We start from the raw sequence: 19,540 nt of genomic DNA, 5'->3' as shown, positions 1-19,540 counted from the left end.
AAACTTCCTTCAGTGGGGGTGCTCCGTCCCCCACTGAAGGACTAAAGGAACAAAGGTTAAGTTCGCGACGTCCTGGGGCTGCGATTACTCATCCCATCAAAAAGCGTTGTCGCAACACTTTTGTGACCTACATCCTGTAGGCCGGAACGAATTGGACCGTTACTGGCTGTTGGATCTCCCACTTAGCAATAACATGTATTCGTCATTTCTGGAAGTAGGAGTCTTACAAAAGCCCTTCGGTGGGGCTAGCAATCGTAGCAATGTTGTCAGTCAGGTTAATTAATTTTCTTAAATTTAAAACAGATAGCAATAAAACTATCTAGCGGAGGAAAAACACGTAGACTCCTATGGGAAAGCGCAGTGTGAAGACCCCGCAGAAAAAAAGTGAACTTCTTTTTTTTCGAGGAGGCTGAGCGCAAGCCCATGGAAAGCGTAGTGTTTTTCCGCAGCGGGTCGCGTTAACCTGTCAACATTGGTAATCGCCGTCCCAGTCTCAGCCAGTTACACTGCGATAAATTACTTTTATTAGGAACGAGCTTCTATCTTTGATAAAATAAGGATAGAAGCTTTTGTTTTGAGGCAAGTACGGTATAATGTGAAACAAACAACAACGAAACTGCCTTCTGCGGGAAATTTGCAGAAGGTTATCCGTAATCCATACATATACCACTAAAAAAGGAGTGTGTATCAGATTGACTGTGCGATTTATTTTAGGCAGGTCCGGTACAGATAAAAGCGAGTGGATGATGACGGATATTGAACATCGTCTGCAAAAGGAACCGATTGGTCCGGCTATTTTTTATATTGTACCGGATCAAATGACCTTTCAATTAGAAACAGCTTTATTCAGCCGGGAGCATTTAAATGGGAGTATCCGGGCGCAGGTTGCCAGCTTTTCACGGCTTGCATGGCGGATTTTACAAGAAACAGGGGGCGGATTAAAGCCTTTTATCAGTTCGGTTGGAACCCAAATGATGCTTCGGAAAATTATTGCTGAAAAAAGCGGAGATTGGATGGCTTTTCAAAAAGCAATCAAAAAACAAGGATTTTTGGATCAGTTAGAATCTGTTATTCAAGAATTTAAGCGATATGAAATTACACCTGATGCACTCCGGATGCAGCAGGAGCAATTCAATAAATTTGTTCATCAATCCCCCTCGGAAACGGGGTTAGTCCGAAAACTGGATGATTTTATTTACATTTATGAACAGCTCCTTAACCAGCTGCAGCATATGTATATGGATAATGAAGACAGATTGCAGATATTAATGGAAAAAATCCCGCAGGCGAGCACGCTGGAAGGAGCGCATATTTATATTGACGGCTTTCACCGCTTTACGCCGCAGGAGCTGTCGGTAATCACGGAATTAATGAAGAAATGTGCACAGGTTCATATTGGCTTGACATTAGATCCGGCAGGCACAGAGAATCTGGAGGAGCTGGATATCTTCTACCAGACGAATCAAACCTACCACCAATTAACAGCTGCAGCGGAAGAGAACGGTATTTCGCTGGAACAGGCCGTTTATTTAGACCCGGCAAAGGATCAGTTTAAAGAACGTGCCTACTTTGCTCACTTAGAACAGAATTTTGATGTGCGGCCTTTACCGGAATACAAAGGAGAGTCTCCGATTCAAATAGCTGAAGCAGTGCATCCGCGTGCAGAAGTAGAGGGTGTTGCCGGAGAAATTCTTTCCCTTGTCAGAGACGAAGAGTACCGCTATCGGGATATTTCCATTTTAGTAAGACAGCCGGATGTTTATGATGATTTAATAGAAACGATTTTTGGCGATTACGATATTCCCGTTTTTATTGATCAGAAGCGTTCTATGCTGCAGCATCCATTGATTGAACTGATTCGTTCGATGCTGGAGGCAATTGAAAATGGCTGGCGATCCGATGCCATTTTCCGGGTTTTAAAAACAGGATTTATCCCTGCCAGTGATGAGGAGTTTCCTTTAACCAGTGATGCCATTGATCAATTAGAGAACTATACGATAGAGTATGGTATTCGTTACCGAAAGCAGTGGTTAGATAATAAACCTTGGAAATATCAACGTTTCCGCGGCTTTGATCAGGCTGCGCAGACAAACACGGAAAGGGAGATGCAAGACAAAATCAATCGTTATCGCAACCAAATAACGCATGCACTCCGTCCTTTTGATGAAAGCTTTCGTGCAGCAGAAAGTGTAAAAGATCGCTGTGAAGCTATTTTTATTTGGCTGGAATCACTAGGCGTACCCGAAAAGCTGGAAGAAATGCGTGCATCCTTCGACGAACAAGGCATTCCTGAAAGAGGAAGGGAGCAGCAGCAGGTCTGGGATGCAGTGCTCCAATTAATGGATGAAATGGTAGAAATAGCTGGTGACGAAAAAATGGATATGCCTACTTTCAATGCCTCCATCAATGCCGGTGCAGAAGCTTTGGAATTTTCGCATGTGCCCCCGACCATGGATCATGTGTTAGTGGGAACGATTGACAGGTCAAGAATGTCTGATGTCCGCTGCGCGTTTTTACTTGGTGTGAATGAAGGAATATGGCCGATGAAGCCGACAATCGATGGCATGATTGACGATGAAGAAAGAGATTTGCTGGAGCAAAATGGTTTGAAGCTTGCGGATAATGGAAAACGGCAGCTGCTGGATGATTGGTTTTATATCTATTTATCTGTAACTGTAGCAAAGGATAAGCTGATGATCAGTTATCCAATTAGTGATGAGGAGGGAAAAGCGAAGGTCCCTTCTCAGGTTGTTCATAGAATAGAAGGCCTGTTTCCGGCAACGCAGGAGCATGTATTATTTCAAGATGTGGAGGATACTGCGGATACAACGCGATTTATTACGACCGAAACGAAAACAAGAGCAGCTCTGACGACGCAATTTGCAAGATTGCAGCGCGGTTATGAGATTGATAATGCCTGGTTTGCTGTTTATAACTGGTATGTAAAAAATCAGCCGAAATACCGTATGACCTATCGCATATTACAAGGCTTATTTTATAAAAACCAGCCGGAGCATTTAAAAAAGGAAACAGCGGAAGAACTTTATCCAAACCAAATTAAGGCAAGTGTCAGCCGTCTGGAATCTTATTACAGATGTTCGTACCAGCATTTTGCCCGTTACAGCTTGAATTTGAAGGAAAGAGAAACATATAAATTGGATGCTCCGGATATCGGACAATTATTCCACGAAGCATTACGCCTCATTACAGAGTGGGTTCAAAATGAAAAAACAGACTTTAAGCAGCTTACCAGGGAGACATCGGCAAATTATGCACACCGGGCGATTCAGAAATTATCTCCCGTACTGCAGCATCAAATCTTGCACAGCTCGAACCGTTACACATTTATTCAGCAAAAGCTGGAGGAGATTATTGCCAGGGCAGCATTTATATTAAGTGAGCAGGCGAGACAGACAGATTTCAGTCCAATTGGTCTTGAACTCAGCTTTGGAGAGAAGAACAGCCCGTTGCCGCCGCTTATTTTGCCGCTTGAAAATGGGTATGAGCTGCTGCTGCGCGGAAGAATTGACCGGGTGGATAAAGCACAGCTCCATCAGGATTTATATTTACGGATTATCGACTATAAATCAAGCTCCCGTGCGTTGGATTTATTGGAAGTTTACTATGGTCTTGCCCTGCAAATGCTGACGTATTTAGATGTTGTACTGACTCATTCCGAAAAATGGCTCGGTCAGCAGGCGAGTCCTGCGGGTGTCCTTTATTTCCATGTGCATAATCCAATGATTAATATGGATAAAGAGAAATTAGACAGCGATATCGAGGAGCAAATCTTTAAGTCTTATAAAATGAGAGGGCTCCTTTTATCCGATGAGGAAATCGCCAGAATGATGGACGAGTCATTAGAATCGGGAAACAGTCATATTATTCCTGCCGGACTGAAAAAAGATGGTACATTCAACAGCAATTCGAAAATTGCCGATGAAGATACATTTGAACAATTGAAAAATCATATCCATGGATTACTGAAGCAGGCGGGACTGGATATGACTTCAGGCGGAGTAGAAATTAATCCGTTTCTGAAAAAAGAGACCGAAGCATGTACGTATTGTCCTTTTCATGCAGTTTGTCAGTTTGATCCTGCGTTAGAAGGAAATAATTATAGAAAAATAGCAAATATGAAAGAAAAAGAAGTGATTGAACGGCTAAAAGGAGGGGAAATCCGTGGTTAAATGGACACAGGAACAGGAACGGGCAATTTATCAAAGCGGTACGGATATCCTCGTAGCCGCAGCAGCTGGTTCCGGAAAAACAGCTGTTCTTGTAGAACGTATCATTCAGAAACTACTAAAGGAAGAAGACGCAATCAACATCGATGAATTACTCGTCGTTACCTTTACAAACGCTGCAGCTCAGGAAATGCGGGCGAGAGTTGGAGCAGCGTTAGAAAAGGCACTGGCTGAAAAGCCTGGATCACTTCATTTAAAAAAGCAGCTGTCCTTATTACAGAGAGCTTCTATTTCGACATTGCACTCTTTTTGTTTAGATATTGTACGAAAAAATGCCTTTATGATCGAACTGGATCCTTCTTTCCGGATTGCCGATGAGGTAGAGATGGATATGATCAAACGAGAAGTTCTGGATGAGCTGCTGGAGGGCTGGTATGATGATTCGAATACGGAGCAGGAAACGTTCTTTGAAGTGGTGAACCGCTTTTCTAATGACCGAAGTGACAGAGATGTGGAAGAGTTAATTTTACGGACGGCAAATTTTGCAGTCCAGCATCCATCACCCAAAGCATGGCTGCACCAGCTGACGGCTAATTATGAAATAGAGGAGAATTGGACGGAAGAGACCATCCCCTGGATTCAGGAGGTGAAGGAAGAAATAGCGGGTCAATTAGAAGCAATGAAGCAGGAGAATGCATTAGCTATTGCTGTGGCAAGAGAGCCGGATGGACCGTATCATTATCTGAATGCCTTGGAAAAGGATACAGCGATACTTGATACAGCGATGGAAAAAATAACGCATTGGGAGGCATTACACCAATTTGTTCAAGATGCAAAGTTTGCTGCTTTATCCAGAAAAAAAGCAGACGATAATCCAGAGAAACGGGAACAAGTGAAGGATTTCCGGAAAAAAGTCAAGGACAGATGGGACAAGATGAAGGAAAAATGGTTTGTCCGCAGCTTGCCTGCTCATATTCAGGATATGCAGGAAATGGCACCAGTTTTGAAACAAATGACCTTGATGGTAGAAGACTATATGGATAAGTTTCAAAATCGAAAAAAAGAGCAGGCTATCGTTGATTTTAATGATTTGGAGCATTATTGTCTGGACATTTTAACAGAGACAAATCCAGAGGATAACAGCAGACAGGCTTCTTCGATTGCTTTCCAGCTGCAAAAGCAGTTTAAAGAGGTACTCGTTGATGAATATCAGGATACGAACCTGGTGCAGGAAAGTATACTGCAGTTAGTCCGCAACCCGGAAGATAATGGGAACATGTTTATGGTTGGCGATGTGAAGCAAAGTATCTATGGGTTTCGTCATGCAGAGCCTTCCCTGTTTATCGAAAAGTATAAACAATTTGCCGCAAACGATGATCCGGCAGAACGAATTGATCTCAACCGGAATTTCCGGAGCCGCGGAGAAGTGTTGATTGGTGCAAACTATTTATTCCGTCAGCTGTTTGATGAATCGGTCGGGGATATTGCCTATGACGAGGATGCTGAATTGATTTATGGTAACCGCATGTACGATGAATTTCCATTCGACTCCAATCCGGAATTGCTGCTGATTGATTCTCCGCAGGGACAGAAATCCGATGGAGGAGAAGAAACAGAGGAAGATTTAGAAAAGGCGCAAATTGAAGCTCGCGCCTATGCTAAAAAAATACAGGAATGGATTGGCACCGGAGAGAATGGAACACCGATGCAGGTGGTGGATAAAGGAAAAGGGCAGCACCGTAATTTGATGTATCGGGATATCGTTATTTTAATGCGTTCAATGACATGGGCCCCGGTAATTATGGACGAGCTGAAAAAACAAGGTATACCTGTCTATGCTGAACTGACCTCCGGCTATTTTGAAGCGATTGAAATCAGAGTCATGATCAGTTTATTAAAGACTGTCGATAATCCGCGTCAGGATATTCCGCTGGCTGCTGTACTGCGGTCGCCTATCGTCGGGCTGCAGGAAAATGATTTAGCGGCTATCCGTTTAGCTGATCGTCACGGTAATTTTTATGATGCCCTCTTAGCATACATGGCAAAAGAAGATAACAGTGTAACAGAACAGTTAAAGGAATTCCAGGAGCTGCTGGATAATTTAAGGTTATCTGCCCAGCAGGGAGCGCTCTCGGAATTGATTTGGCAGATTTACCGGGAAACCGGCTACTATGATTTTGTCGGCGGTATCCCTGGAGGAAAGCAGCGTCAGGCAAATTTACGGGCGCTGTATGATCGGGCAAGAAGCTATGAAGAAACGTCCTTTCGCGGTTTATACCGCTTCTTGCGATTCATTGAAAGAATGGAAGAAGAGCAAAAGGACTTAGGTGCTGCCCGTGCACTCAGTGAGCAGGAAGATGTTGTCCGGATAATGACGATTCATAAAAGTAAAGGACTGGAATTCCCGGTCGTTATCCTCGGCGGCATTGGCAAATCATTTAATATGATGGATTTAAATCAAAAGTATCTGCTTCATAAGGATTTGGGCTTTGCCAGTAAATTTATTGATCCCGAGAAACGAATTCAATATTCTACGTTGTTTTATCATGCGATGCGGGAAAAAATCAGGAGAGAACAATTATCTGAAGAAATTCGTCTATTGTATGTTGCCCTGACACGTGCGGAAGAGAAGCTGTTTATGGTGGGGACAGTGGATTCGGCGGAGAAGCGGAAAGCAGCATGGTCCTGGATTGCGCACCATCCAGACTGGGTGCTGCCGGCTTATTTCCGGGTTGGAGCAAAGACTTATCTGGATTGGATTGGCCCTGCGCTTATCCGTCATCCGCAGGGAGAAGTCCTGCGGGAAGAGGAGATAGGTAATCAGGTTTTGTCTGCGATTACGCAGGATGCGTCCAAGTGGGAGGCAAACATTTATCCGCGTCAGGATATTATTGCCTTTGAAAACCGGGTACAGGAGAAACAGGATGCTTTAAAAACGCATATCAGAAATTGGGATCCGATTGAACAGAAAGATAAAGCGTTAGATGCTTGGGTGGATCACCGTCTTTCTTATCAGTATCCCTATCAGGAAGCTGCTCATTCACGTGCGAAGCAATCTGTAACCGAGTTGAAACGTCAGCAGGAGCAAAAGGATACGTATAGTGATGAAAAAATGCTTCCCGCAGCGACGAAGGCTCCAATTACGAAAAGACCAAGATTTATGCAAGCGGAAAAGAAATTAACACCGGCCGAAAAAGGGACCGCACTTCATACCGTGATGCAGCATCTTCCTCTAAAAGGCATGCTTGCAAATGAAGAAGTAGAGGAATTTATTGAAAAACTGGTGCAGGAGGAGAAAATGACAGCTGCAGAAGCAGAAAGTGTATCCGCTTCGGATATTATCGCATTTTTAGAATCCGCTATTGCACAAAAGATTTTTGATAAGAAAAAGTTGTATAAGGAAGTGCCATTCAGTTTAATGCTGCCGGCCGAAAAGGTATATGCTGACTGGCAGGGGGCCTCCTCAGAAAAAGTGTTGATCCAGGGAGTTATTGACTGTATTATCCCTTCAGAAAACGGCTGGATTATTCTTGATTATAAAACAGACCGGATTACAGAAGAAATGTCAGAGAAATTGGAAGAAAAATTGAAAAAACGATATAAGACCCAGCTTGAGCTTTATCGATACGCTATAGAAGAAATCTGGAAGCAGCCTGTGGAGGAAACCTATCTCTATTTCTTTTCAAAAGGACTGCTTATCAAAGGGGAGTAGCCGGTGCAACCTTATCAGGGAAACAAACGATTAGAATGGATAGATGCAGCAAGAGGCTTTGCGATTTTTGGAATATTTATGGTCAATATAGGAGCATTTTCTGCTCCTTATTTTCTCTATGGCGGAGCAGAGGGTGCCTGGACGGCTAAAATAGATCAGTACAGCTTGATTTTTATTGATATTTTCTTTCAAGCGAGCTTTTACACGCTGTTTTCGATTCTTTTTGGTTTTGGCATACAAATTCAAAAGGACAGCTTAGATAAAAAAGATATTTCTCCATACGGCTTTTTTGGACGCAGGCTGGGAGTGTTGATTGTTTTTGGAATCATTCATGCCTTTGCGATATGGAGCGGAGATATTCTTCTGACCTATGGAACAATGGGATTTTTGCTATTATTCTTCTTATACAGCGGGGAGAAGGTTTTAATGGGCTGGGCGATTGGTTTATTAGGTGCATCTACCATTGCCTTGACAGGTCTGCAGTATGCGGCAAGGAATTTTATTGATATAAGTTATACAGCGGAAATAAACCAAGCTTTTCAAAGCTATCAATCCAATGATTTTTCCATTATTCTGGCGCAGAATTTTCAGGATTGGCAGTTATCAAACGGGATTTTCAGCTTTTTCCTGTTTCCTTTTATTTTCCTGCCGCTGTTTTTATTTGGGATGTACTTAGCAAGAAAGAGATGGTTTCATGAGCCGCTTGTCCACAAGGGGATATTGAAAAAGGTTTGGCTTATTTCTTTGATTGTGTTCATCGTATTTAAGATAGGACCGTATACATTTGGCAATCCGCTCTGGTTCAGTCTGGTTCAGGATAATATTGGCGGGACAGCATCGGCCGTCTTCTACCTGACGTCGATTACATTATTATGGGAGAAGAATACGGCGCAGAAGGTGCTTGGTGTCCTGAAGCCGATCGGGAAAATGGCATTATCTAATTACTTGCTGCAATCGATTATCTCTTTTTGGCTTTTCTATGGTGTCGGTCTTGGATTATACGGGGAAATCCGACCTATTCATCAAATCGGGCTCGTGATTGTGATTTTCTGCTTACAGATTATCGGAAGTATAATCTGGCTTCGATATTTTCGTTTTGGACCTGTGGAATGGGTATGGCGATCCATTACGTATAAAAAATTACAGCCAATGAAACGCTAATCATGGCAATTTGTTGACAAAGATACGTTTAAATGTCATCTTAGGGAAGAAAATGGTATCATTATAAACGAATTATTAGTCATTTTTGTGAAATGTGACAGATGATGATGACATGTATTTATAAAATTGAAGGAGGGAACATGAATGACGCATATGCATATTACATCGTGGGCGTTGGGACTGATTCTATTTTTAGTAGCTTTATCCCTTTACAAGAAAAACAGTAACAAGCCTGCAACCATTGTTCATATGATTTTACGACTTGTGTATTTGTTTATCATCGTTACTGGTGGATTATTAACTTGGGACTATATTCAAGGCTATGGCATGCCGCTTCTTGGGGAAGCTATTGTAAAAGCACTTGCCGGGCTTTGGATTGTTGTGGTAATGGAAGGAATTCTGGTTTCTACGAAAAAAGGAAAAGCAGTAACCGGCAAATGGATTCAATTCTTTATCGCACTAATTATCGTTATTGTTTTAGGCTTTTTCCGTCTTCCAATGGGTTTTTACTTCTAAAATAAGGGAATGACGAACAAACCTGTCAGGATAAAGGAATCCATTTCCAATGAACAGGATGATATAAAGTGCCTTGGTTAATTGCCGGGGCACTTTATTTTAAAATAAGAATGTTTATAAAAATAGCTGAAAATAGTTGCTACGGAAAAAATACTCCGCTAAAATTTGCGTTATTTCTTTGGAAAAAAACAAATAAAACATAATTCTTCTTAGATGGGAGCGGAAGTTGTCGACTCCTGCGGGAAAAGCAACAGGTAGACCTGAGCAGGAAGCGGTTTTCTTACCGTGAGGCTGAGCCGTTGCCCGCGGAAAGCGACTTCTCGTAGCAGACATCTTCTTGGCGAGAACACCAATGTTTTAAAGATTAAGTGGTGTTCTTGTTTTTTCTGGTTAATTGTGAACGCTTTTTTACATCATTCCAATCAAGGTATGATTTTTTAAGAAAATAAGTGATAATAAAACAAGGGTGGAATCGTAATTACAGTTTTTATATCATTGGGGGAAAATCTATGATCAAAAAAATAAGTATTGGACTTGCTGCTGTTATCAGTATGTTTGTCATACAAATACCGGTACACGCACAGGGCGAAGATATACATAATGAAGTATTTTATCAGATATTGATTGATCGCTTTAATAATGGGGATACAGAAATTGAAGGAGAATTAGATATTAACGATCCTTATCATTACCATGGAGGAGACTTTCAGGGAATCATAAATAAATTAGACGATTTGCAGGATATTGGAATCACCACGATTTCCCTGAGTCCGATTATGGAAAATAAAGAAAGAGGATATCATGGTTATTGGACCAATGATTTTTATGAGATCAATCCGCAATTTGGAACAATGGAAGATTTTGAGCGTCTTGTATCCGAAGTGCATGATCGTGATATGAAAATAATGATTGATTTTGTATTTAATTATGCTGCGGATACCAATCCGTTAACAGATGATGCGGACAAGGAAGATTGGTGGCTTGGAGCACCTGAATCAGATGACGAATGGCTGTCAGAAACAGTTCAATTTGATTTAACAAATCCGGAGGCTGCGGAATATGTATTAGACGCTGCGAGATATTGGCAGGAAGAAACAGAAGTGGATGGATTTAAACTTCAGGATGCAGACATGGCGCCGCAGCCATTTGTCGAAGAGCTGACAGCAGCTTTGAAAGAAAACCGTCCTGATTTTTATCTGATTGGTGATACAAGTACTGCTACGACTGATGAAGCAGCTTCGCTGATGGAAAATACATCCCTCGACCTCATCAACTACCCGGATTTAAATCAAGTATTAAGCGAAACATTTGCTGATAGTGATCAGGATGTTTCTGCTATTTTTGATGCGTGGGAAGAACAAGGACTGACCGATTTTTATAAACAAATCGATGGCCTTCAACAAGAACGTTTTACAAACTTATTTTCGGAAAATCAACGTAATGCTGTTACGGCTTGGACACTTGCCTTAACCTATATGTATACTACACCGGGGGCAACGATGGTAACGCAGGGGACAGAGCTTCCAATGTACGGGATGGATGCGGAAGAGTCACAACGGCTTGTACCTTTTAATAGCGGAGATGAAGATTTAAGGGAGTTTCATAAGCGTATTGCTGCGCTGCACAATGAATTTCCGGCATTAAGGTTGGGAGATTTTGAATATGTCGGCTCGGAAGCATCCATGCTGGTTTTCCGCCGCAGCTATGAAGACGAAGTGATGTATGTCGCTATTAATAACGGAAGTGAATCAGCATATATTGATGAAGCTAATTTAGAATCTGGTATGCAGCTGACCGGTATTTTAGAGGATAATTTAGTTCGTGAAAATGAAGAGGGCAATTATCGGATTGGAATACCGAGAGAATCTGTGGAAGTATATCTTTTAGAAGAAGATAAAGGCTTTAATTGGTTATTTATCGGCTTTATTGTTTCTGTTCTTTCGTTATTTGTGATTGCTGTTGTGCTATTAAAAAGAAAGCAGAAGCAAAGAGAGCATACAGACAATTAGCACCGTTAATTACCTTGGTGAATTTGAAATATAACTGCATAAAAAACATGTGTCTGATTTATTACTGACGCATGTTTTTTATGATTATACGTTTTGAACACCCTTTTTTAGGGACTTTACTCACACCTGTGTATAGAATAATTTTAGAATATATAAATATATATCGTTCCATTCTCCTGCTTATATTGTATAATAAAAGAAGAGAGTATTTGTTTAAAGGAGGTGTCCCGTATGGAGTGGAGCACAATAAAGAAAGAATTCTATTTGCTTTGCAGAATTATTATATTTGTTGTTATTGGATTATTTATTGTTAAAAATTTCCTTTTAGCTCCTTCGGTCGTATGGGGTGAATCGATGCAGCCCACTTTTTTCGACCAGGATAAAATCATTGTTAATAAAGTAGCCACAATAGACCGGTTTGATGTGATTGTATTCCAGGCCCCTGACTCCGACAATTATTACGTGAAACGAGTGATTGGTGTACCAGGTGATCATATCGAATATAAAAGTAATACGTTATATTTAAATGGAGAGGCAGTAGAGGAATCCTACTTAATAAATGATGACAGTCCGGCAAAATTAGGTTTTCAAACTGGCAATTTTACATTAGAAGAATTAACAGGCTATTCCGTTGTTCCGGAGAATACCTATTTTGTTTTAGGTGATAATCGCGGCAACAGCAATGACAGCCGCTTCTTCGGCCTTTTGAACGAAGAGGCGATTATCGGGGAGGTAACATTCCGATTCTACCCATTTAATAATATCGGCAGACCTGAATAAACCTGTATCTAAAAAGGAACTTCCTGATTTTAGATGCGGGTTTTTTATTTTAATCACGTTTGCTACTTAAGATAGATAGAAAGCGGTTTTTAAAAATTAATCCCGCTTATATATCTATCTTAATTCAATTGCGGCTGTGTTTGACATTTTGTCAACATTCCTCGTATAGTAGAATAATAGGAAAAAGATAACTGAAAATAGAAGGGTTTGTATAATGAATGAGCCAAAATATAGGAGATTACTTAAAAGAACAGTTAAAGGAAAAACATATTTCGATGCGTGAACTAAGTAAACAGACGAATATTAATGTTTCGACGATATCCCGAATTATCAACCATAAGCGCAAACCGACAAATCAGCATTTAGTGGAAATTTCAAAAGCACTGGATGTTCCTTTTGATGAATTACTTCAGAGGACCGGACTGCCGGTCAAAGCTTCAGAGAATCATACCAATGATATACAAGCATCTATTGTAATGATTGATCAATTTTTAGAGCAATCTGATGATCATTATGATTCTTTTTCAATGGAAAAATTAAAAAAACAACTGGATTGTTACGAAAAAGATGCAGAAACGGAAGAAGGGCGTCGTCTCATTCTGGATACATTTCATCAGAAAAAAGAAGATGCAGGTGCCTGTGGGGCCTATATGAAAAAACTTTCCACTTTTTTTCATCGGATTTGTCATAAAAAAGGAACACGGAAAGAATTAATTTTAATGGGTGCAGCACTAATTTATTTCATCAGTACAGCAGATGTTATTCCGGATTATCTTTTTCCGGTTGGTTATTTAGATGATGCTGTAGCTGTTCAAGTGGTAATGAATGCACTTGCTAATAAAACGTAATTAATGAGGGTTTGGATATGAATCGGAAGAAATACCATTTGGATTACAGTATAATCACTATTTTGTTTTTGTTATTATTAATTAGTTTAATTGCAATTTATAGCGGTTCGGGTCAATATGCACAATCACAGCCTTACTATTTTGTCATTCGCCAGGGCATTTGGTATGTTTTTGGTGCGTTGATAATGCTGGCAGTGATTTTCTTTGACTATGAGCTCTTAAAAAAACAGGCATTTAAGTTGTATGCGATTGGCATTTTCCTTTTATTAGGTGTTCATTTTTTTGGGGTTTTTCGCAACGGTTCTCAGCGTTGGCTGAATTTAGGAATCTTTGAGATACAGCCATCTGAATTTATAAAAATATTTCTTATCATCTACTTAGCTGTTTTATTAGAGAAGTATGGCAATCGAAAGCTGTCCTTAAAAAAGAGCATCCAATTAACGTTGAAAGTAGTGGCAGTAACATTAATTCCATTTGTTTTTATATTTTTACAGCCGGATTTAGGATCTGCTTTGATCGTACTAGCCATTGCTTTTTCCATGATTATTGTTTCCAGTATCTCTGTTAAAGTTATTTTGCCGGTGCTTTTCACCATAGCTGCTTCTATAGGCGGTTTAATTTTTTTGTATTCTTATAATGAAGATATTTTTTCCCGGTTATTTCAATCACACCAAATGGATCGTATTTACGGGTGGTTGAATCCGGCGGAGTATGCATCTGATTATGGGTATCAGCTTCAGCAGGCAATTATGGGGATCGGTTCAGGACAATTGAGCGGCGCCGGGTTTAATCAGGGGATGCAGATTCAAAATGGGAATGTCCCTGAAGCACATACAGACTTTGTTTTTACAGTAATTGGAGAAGAATATGGTTTTATCGGCGCTAGTATTCTGATTTTATTATATTTCCTGCTTCTTTATCGAATTACAAAGGTTGCCTTCGAAGCAGATAATTTATTCGGGGTCTATCTTTGCATCGGCGTCATCGGAATTCTTGCCTTTCAAGTGTTTCAAAATATTGCGATGACCATTGGTTTAATGCCAATTACTGGAATTACCTTGCCTTTTATCAGCTATGGAGGAAGCTCGCTTATAACCAATCTGATTATGATGGGACTGGTAATCAATGTACAAATTCGCTCCTCTAATGATTATTTATTTCGAAAAAAAGCAATTAGTGAATAAGGGGAAAGCTAAAAAATCAGCATGGGAAGATTTTTTAGCTTTCTTTAAAGAAGACTTGCTGACTGGCAAGCCGACAGGTGCAGACAGAAGCATAGTCGCACTTATGCCCTGCTTATGCCCTGCGGGTAGAAAAAAGAAGTTCACTTTTTCCCTGTGGGGTCTTCACCCTGGGACTGGGACTGCGATTACTCGTCCCACCGAAAACCATTGCGGTTACTCGCACCACCAAACCCGTCCGTCGCTAGAATTTACGTTATTTCTTTGTAAAAAGCAAAAGAAACAAATTTCTTCTTAGATGGGAGCGAAGGGAAGTCGACTCCTGCCGGAAAAGCAACAGGTGAAGGCCCCGCAGGAAGCGATTTTCTTCCGAGGAGACTGAAGCGTTGCCCGCGGAAAGCGACTTCCCGTAGCGTACATCTCCTTGGCAAGAACACTGATGTTTTAAAGACCAAGCGGTATTCTTGGTTTTTCTTATTATTTTTTAATACATTCAGGATTCCAGATTAGGCAGAGAAGTTGAAAATTTATTATTTCTTAATAATCAGAATCACTGCCTCGGATGAATTATTGACATTTAAGTCCCCTTCCAAATGAACTCTATGATAAAATAGCGATACAGGTCAAACAAATAATGATATAAACACATAGGATATAGGAAGAAACGTAATTATGTCATTAGAGTCAATGAGGAGAGGATTGGAATGAAGAAAAAAGTTGGTATTGTTTTTGGAGGGAAATCATCAGAGCATGAGGTTTCTTTACAATCAGCCAAAAATATTGTGGACGCAATTAATTTAGATAAGTATGAAGTATATCTGCTGGGAATTGATAAGCAGGGGAATTGGCATGTCAATGACCGTTCTCACTATTTAATAAATGAAGAGGATCCAAGCCTGATTGCATTAAATAAAACAGGGAAGGGAATTGCCATTGTCCCTGGAGCGGAAGAGAATCAAATTATTGAGACCGGCTCAAGTGTAAGCATGGATCAATTAGATGTTATTTTTCCTATTGTACATGGCACACTCGGTGAAGATGGAAGCCTGCAGGGTATGCTGAGAATGGCCAATATTCCATTTGTAGGCTCTTCTGTGCTTGGTTCAGCTATCAGCATGGATAAGGATATTGCCAAGCGTCTGCTGAGCGATGCAGGCTTACATGTTGCCCGTGGTTACAGCTTCCGTAAAGCCAAACAAGATCAAATCTCTTATCAGGAGATTGCTGCGGAATTAGGGACACCATTATTTATTAAGCCGGCAAATCAAGGTTCTTCTGTTGGTGTACACAAGGTGGAAACGGAAGAAGCATTTAACCATGCTATTCAGGATGCGTTTATGTATGATCACAAAGTTTTAGTTGAAGAAGCTGTCTCAGGAAGAGAAATAGAGTGTTCGGTTTTAGGTAATGAAAACCCGATTGCATCTGTACCAGGCGAGATTCTCCCAACCGTCGAATTTTATTCTTATGAAGCGAAGTATATTGATGAATCTGGAGCAAGCTTAGAAATTCCTGCTGTATTGGACAAAGACGTGACAGATCGAATTAAACAGACTGCCGTTCAAGCGTTTGAGGCTTTAAATTGTGAAGGCTTAGCCAGAGTAGATGTATTTTTAAAAGAGGATAATACGATTATTATTAATGAAATCAATACATTGCCTGGATTTACGAAAATAAGTATGTATCCAAAGCTTTGGGAAGAAAGCGGCGTTTCCTATCGGGAACTGATAGAGAAATTAATTGAACTGGCAATCGAAAGACATCAAAGAGATCAGCAGCTAAAGAGCTCTATTCAAAATTAAAGACGTAAAAGGATGGTTGAATGTCTAGCGACAACATAGAAAACGGCGGTATCAAAGCGTATTTACAAAACAATTTGCCGGCGTTGATTTTTCACTTTTTCCTGACAGTGTTTGCCATGCTGATGGTACTTTTCACGAATCAACTGCAAATGGTGTTTTTCGGTGTTTTAATCGCGTATGTATTATTTGGATTTGCATTGAAAAATCAAGGAACGCTTTTAAAAAATAGTTTGACGGTTTCCCTGGTTTTTATCATTAATCTGATAATGTACACCCTAGTCCCGCTGGCAGTGTCTGAGGCACTTATGTTTTATTCCTTGCCGTATCTTTATTTAGCGTTGATCAATGGACAATTGATTTTCCTGGCTATTGTATTGCCATCCATTTGTATGCTGATCGGGTTATATGTGAAAATAAGCATTACAAAACTATCAAATAAGAACAAGGCATAAATTTACAAAGAGGAGCTGTCATAGGGAAAACAGTTCCTCTTTGTAAAATATAGCCTGGATTTCCTGTTAGCAGATGGATAAGAATGGGTATACTATCAATAGGAATTAAACAGGAAAGGAGGGAACCGCGATTCTTAATAAACGTATTCGTCATATACAACGTTATCGAGAAATACTTGTTGCATTTTCCCGTAATGGTTTTGGGTATATTGTAAAGGAATTGGGATTGCAAAAGGTTGTTTCTTTACCGGAAAAAGTACTTAAAGGGAAGAAGGAAATACATAGAAAAACAACAGGAGAGCGAATTCGGCTTTTCCTGGAAGAATTAGGACCGACCTTTGTGAAGCTTGGACAGATCGCAAGCACAAGAAGTGATTTGATTCCCCAAGATATTATTAAAGAACTGGAGAAGCTGCAGGACCAGGTTGGTAAAATCCCCTATACCGAAATTCAGGAAATTATCGAGAGGGAATTGGGAGAGCCGATTCATGATATATTTAAAGATTTTAACAAAGAGCCTATCGCCGCTGCCTCCATCGGACAGGTTCATTATGCTATTTTGCAGAGCGGGGAAGAAGTGGCTGTAAAGGTACAGCGCCCGAATATTGAAAAGAAAATTCATACGGATTTAGAGATTTTAATGAATTTTGCCACACTTGCAGAAACACGTTTAGAATGGGCTTATCAATATAAAATCACCGAAATCATTGAAGAATTTAAAGCATCGATTCTCGCTGAATTAGATTACACTTTGGAAGGACGGAATGCTCATAAAATTGCAATGAATTTCAAAAATGATAAAGAAGGCGTGAAAGTCCCTGACGTGTATTGGAAATATACAACTGAACGTGTGCTGACAATGGAATTTGTCAAAGGAATAAAGTTAGATGAGAATGTGCAGCTTATCCGGGAAGGTTATCAGCCCAAGGTGATTGCAGAAAAATTAATCCATAATTTATTTGAACAAATATTATTAGATGGTTTTTTTCATGCAGACCCGCACCCGGGTAATGTGATGATACTACCGGGTCATCAGCTGTTATTTATGGATTTTGGAATGGTCGGCCGGCTCACACCGTTAATGAAGGAGCATCTGACGGATATGATTATTGCGCTGGCCCGTCAAAATACGCATGCTATCGTGAAGTCTATCTATCGAATGGGTGTGGTCCCTGATGAGGTCAATGATGATATGATGCGCGCGGATATTGAAGAGCTGCGGGATAAATATTATGATGTTCCTTTCAGCCAGGTAAGCTTGGGAGAAGCGGTGAATGATTTGTTCAGTGTTGCCTCCAAACATCAAATTCGTATTCCTGCTGATTTATCTTTGGTCGGGAAAACACTGGTAACTCTGGAAGGGACCGTAGAAAGGTTAGATCCGGATATCAGTATTGTTAAAATAGCACAGCCATTTGGAAAGAGGCTGATTAAGGAAAAATATCGACCTAAAAAAATGGCAGAGGAAGTTTATGAGCAGGTCGATGATTATAAGGATATTATTTTAGATTTACCGGAGCATGTTAATGCGGTGTACAAGCTGATTCGGAAGGGGAAGGTGCCCTTGGAAATATCCGTTTCCAGAGTGGACATGATTCTTAAGAAGCTTGACAGAATCAGTAACCGGTTATCGTTCAGTATCGTCCTGTTATCGTTCAGTATTATTATGGTTGGATTAATTGTCGGTTCAGCAATCGCGGGAGAGGTTTCCTATTTTTGGAGTCTGCCAGTTATTGAAATTGGCTTTGTAGTTGCTGTGTTGATGTTTATATGGCTTATTTTTGCGATATTCAGGTCAGGAAGGTTTTAGTTTTAAACAGAGAAAAAGCTTATGTCTGAAGGGGCTGTCCCATTCCTGACATAAGCTTTTTTTGAATGTTGATTAGAATACTTTATCGCCATTAAAGATAGAATTTTTCACAACCACATAATCTACTGTGCGGATAGCATCTAACTGTTTGCCGCCTGCGTAAGAAATAGAGGATTGAAGATCCTGTTCCATTTCTGTCAACGTATCCTGAAGGGCTCCCTTATGCTCTACATACATTTTTTTGCCTTCTACGTTTTTCTTTTCTCCCTTTTGGAACTCTGATGCAGAACCGAAGTATTCCTTCAATTTCTTGCCATCTTTTTCAATGGTTTCTCCAGGAGATTCTTCGTGACCGGCAAATAAAGAACCGATCATAACCATGGATGCACCAAAACGTACAGATTTCGCAATATCGCCATGTGTACGGATTCCGCCGTCTGCAATAATTGGTTTGCTTGCAGCTTTTGCACACCAGCGCAGTGCTGCCAGCTGCCAGCCGCCCGTTCCGAAACCAGTTTTAATTTTAGTAATACATACTTTACCAGGCCCGATTCCTACTTTTGTAGCATCCGCACCCGCATGCTCCAGCTCACGTACAGCTTCAGGAGTACCAACATTACCAGCAATTAAAAAGCTGTCTGGTAAATGCTTTTTAATATGCTTGATCATACGGATAACAGGTTCTGAATGACCATGTGCAATATCAATGGTGATATATTCTGGAACTAAGTTATTTTCAGCAAGTGATTCAACAAAAGCATACTCGTCATCCTTCACTCCGACACTGATTGAAGCAAATAAGTCTTGTTCCTGCATTGTTTTAATAAAATCAACACGTTTCTCAGGCTCGAAACGGTGCATAATATAGAAGTAATTATTTTTAGCTAAATAGGTTGCAATATTTTCATCAATAATCGTCTGCATATTTGCAGGAACAACCGGTAATTTAAAGCTTCTTCCGCCAAACTCAATGGAGGTATCGCATTCTGAACGGCTATTTACCACACATTTTGCGGGAACTAATTGGATATCTTCATAATCAAAAACATTTTCCATTTAAAACACTCCTAAACACGAATAAA

Annotated in this window: 13 protein-coding genes; 12 read left to right on the top strand and 1 reads right to left on the bottom strand. The window is 40.4% G+C overall.

What is annotated here, in order from left to right:
* The first annotated feature begins 692 nt into the window (after positions 1-692).
* From addB to MKY65_RS13830, 12 genes are all read left to right on the top strand, one after another.
* Positions 693-4,190, top strand: coding sequence for a helicase-exonuclease AddAB subunit AddB (addB, locus tag MKY65_RS13885; RefSeq protein WP_339177735.1), 3,498 nt, complete (start codon positions 693-695; stop codon positions 4,188-4,190).
* Positions 4,183-7,899: a helicase-exonuclease AddAB subunit AddA gene (addA, locus tag MKY65_RS13880; RefSeq protein ID WP_339177733.1), complete on the top strand. Its 3,717-nt coding sequence runs from the start codon at positions 4,183-4,185 to the stop codon at positions 7,897-7,899. Before addB ends, addA begins: the two co-directional genes overlap by 8 nt.
* A gap of 3 nt (positions 7,900-7,902) precedes the next feature.
* The gene (locus tag MKY65_RS13875) at positions 7,903-9,060 is read left to right on the top strand and encodes a DUF418 domain-containing protein (protein ID WP_339177731.1); all 1,158 of its coding nucleotides are present in this window, start codon (positions 7,903-7,905) and stop codon (positions 9,058-9,060) included.
* A gap of 144 nt (positions 9,061-9,204) precedes the next feature.
* On the top strand, positions 9,205-9,576 hold the full coding sequence (locus tag MKY65_RS13870; protein WP_339177729.1) for a YisL family protein: 372 nt from the start codon (positions 9,205-9,207) through the stop codon (positions 9,574-9,576).
* 68 nt (positions 9,577-9,644) lie between these two features.
* Positions 9,645-9,779, top strand: coding sequence for a hypothetical protein (locus MKY65_RS13865; RefSeq protein WP_339177727.1), 135 nt, complete (start codon positions 9,645-9,647; stop codon positions 9,777-9,779).
* 306 nt (positions 9,780-10,085) lie between these two features.
* Complete coding sequence (locus MKY65_RS13860; protein ID WP_339177725.1) at positions 10,086-11,585, top strand: alpha-amylase family glycosyl hydrolase; 1,500 nt, start codon at positions 10,086-10,088, stop codon at positions 11,583-11,585.
* A 231-nt stretch (positions 11,586-11,816) separates the two neighbouring features.
* The gene (gene lepB / locus MKY65_RS13855) at positions 11,817-12,365 is read left to right on the top strand and encodes a signal peptidase I (RefSeq protein WP_339177721.1); all 549 of its coding nucleotides are present in this window, start codon (positions 11,817-11,819) and stop codon (positions 12,363-12,365) included.
* 218 nt (positions 12,366-12,583) lie between these two features.
* On the top strand, positions 12,584-13,213 hold the full coding sequence (locus MKY65_RS13850; RefSeq protein ID WP_339177719.1) for a helix-turn-helix domain-containing protein: 630 nt from the start codon (positions 12,584-12,586) through the stop codon (positions 13,211-13,213).
* 17 nt (positions 13,214-13,230) lie between these two features.
* Entirely contained in the window at positions 13,231-14,397 is a 1,167-nt protein-coding gene (gene rodA / locus MKY65_RS13845) for a rod shape-determining protein RodA (protein WP_339177717.1), read from the top strand.
* Between the two features lie 701 nt (positions 14,398-15,098).
* Complete coding sequence (gene ddlA, locus MKY65_RS13840) at positions 15,099-16,196, top strand: D-alanine--D-alanine ligase (RefSeq protein ID WP_339177715.1); 1,098 nt, start codon at positions 15,099-15,101, stop codon at positions 16,194-16,196.
* A gap of 20 nt (positions 16,197-16,216) precedes the next feature.
* Positions 16,217-16,648: a hypothetical protein gene (locus MKY65_RS13835; protein WP_339177714.1), complete on the top strand. Its 432-nt coding sequence runs from the start codon at positions 16,217-16,219 to the stop codon at positions 16,646-16,648.
* A 130-nt stretch (positions 16,649-16,778) separates the two neighbouring features.
* A complete protein-coding gene (locus tag MKY65_RS13830; protein ID WP_339185252.1) occupies positions 16,779-18,458 on the top strand; it encodes an AarF/ABC1/UbiB kinase family protein in 1,680 nt (559 codons plus the stop codon).
* Between the two features lie 72 nt (positions 18,459-18,530).
* Here MKY65_RS13830 and guaC read toward each other — a convergent pair whose 3' ends face one another.
* Entirely contained in the window at positions 18,531-19,514 is a 984-nt protein-coding gene (gene guaC, locus MKY65_RS13825) for a GMP reductase (protein ID WP_339177711.1), read from the bottom strand.
* Between the last annotated feature and the right edge of the window lie 26 nt (positions 19,515-19,540).

The organism is Oceanobacillus sp. FSL W7-1293, assembly GCF_037969815.1.
In the GTDB taxonomy this organism is placed as follows: Bacteria; Bacillota; Bacilli; order Bacillales; family Amphibacillaceae; genus Oceanobacillus; species Oceanobacillus oncorhynchi.
This window is presented reverse-complemented; position numbering and strand designations above follow the sequence as displayed.

Excerpts from the sequence above, each read along its gene's own strand:
- MKY65_RS13870 (WP_339177729.1), top strand. The coding sequence starts at position 9,205 with ATGACGCATATGCATATTACATCGTGGGCGTTGGGACTGATTCTATTT.
- MKY65_RS13860 (WP_339177725.1), top strand. The coding sequence starts at position 10,086 with ATGATCAAAAAAATAAGTATTGGACTTGCTGCTGTTATCAGTATGTTT.
- lepB (WP_339177721.1), top strand. The coding sequence starts at position 11,817 with ATGGAGTGGAGCACAATAAAGAAAGAATTCTATTTGCTTTGCAGAATT.
- MKY65_RS13850 (WP_339177719.1), top strand. The coding sequence starts at position 12,584 with ATGAGCCAAAATATAGGAGATTACTTAAAAGAACAGTTAAAGGAAAAA.
- rodA (WP_339177717.1), top strand. The coding sequence starts at position 13,231 with ATGAATCGGAAGAAATACCATTTGGATTACAGTATAATCACTATTTTG.
- ddlA (WP_339177715.1), top strand. The coding sequence starts at position 15,099 with ATGAAGAAAAAAGTTGGTATTGTTTTTGGAGGGAAATCATCAGAGCAT.
- MKY65_RS13835 (WP_339177714.1), top strand. The coding sequence starts at position 16,217 with ATGTCTAGCGACAACATAGAAAACGGCGGTATCAAAGCGTATTTACAA.
- guaC (WP_339177711.1), bottom strand. The coding sequence starts at position 19,514 with ATGGAAAATGTTTTTGATTATGAAGATATCCAATTAGTTCCCGCAAAA.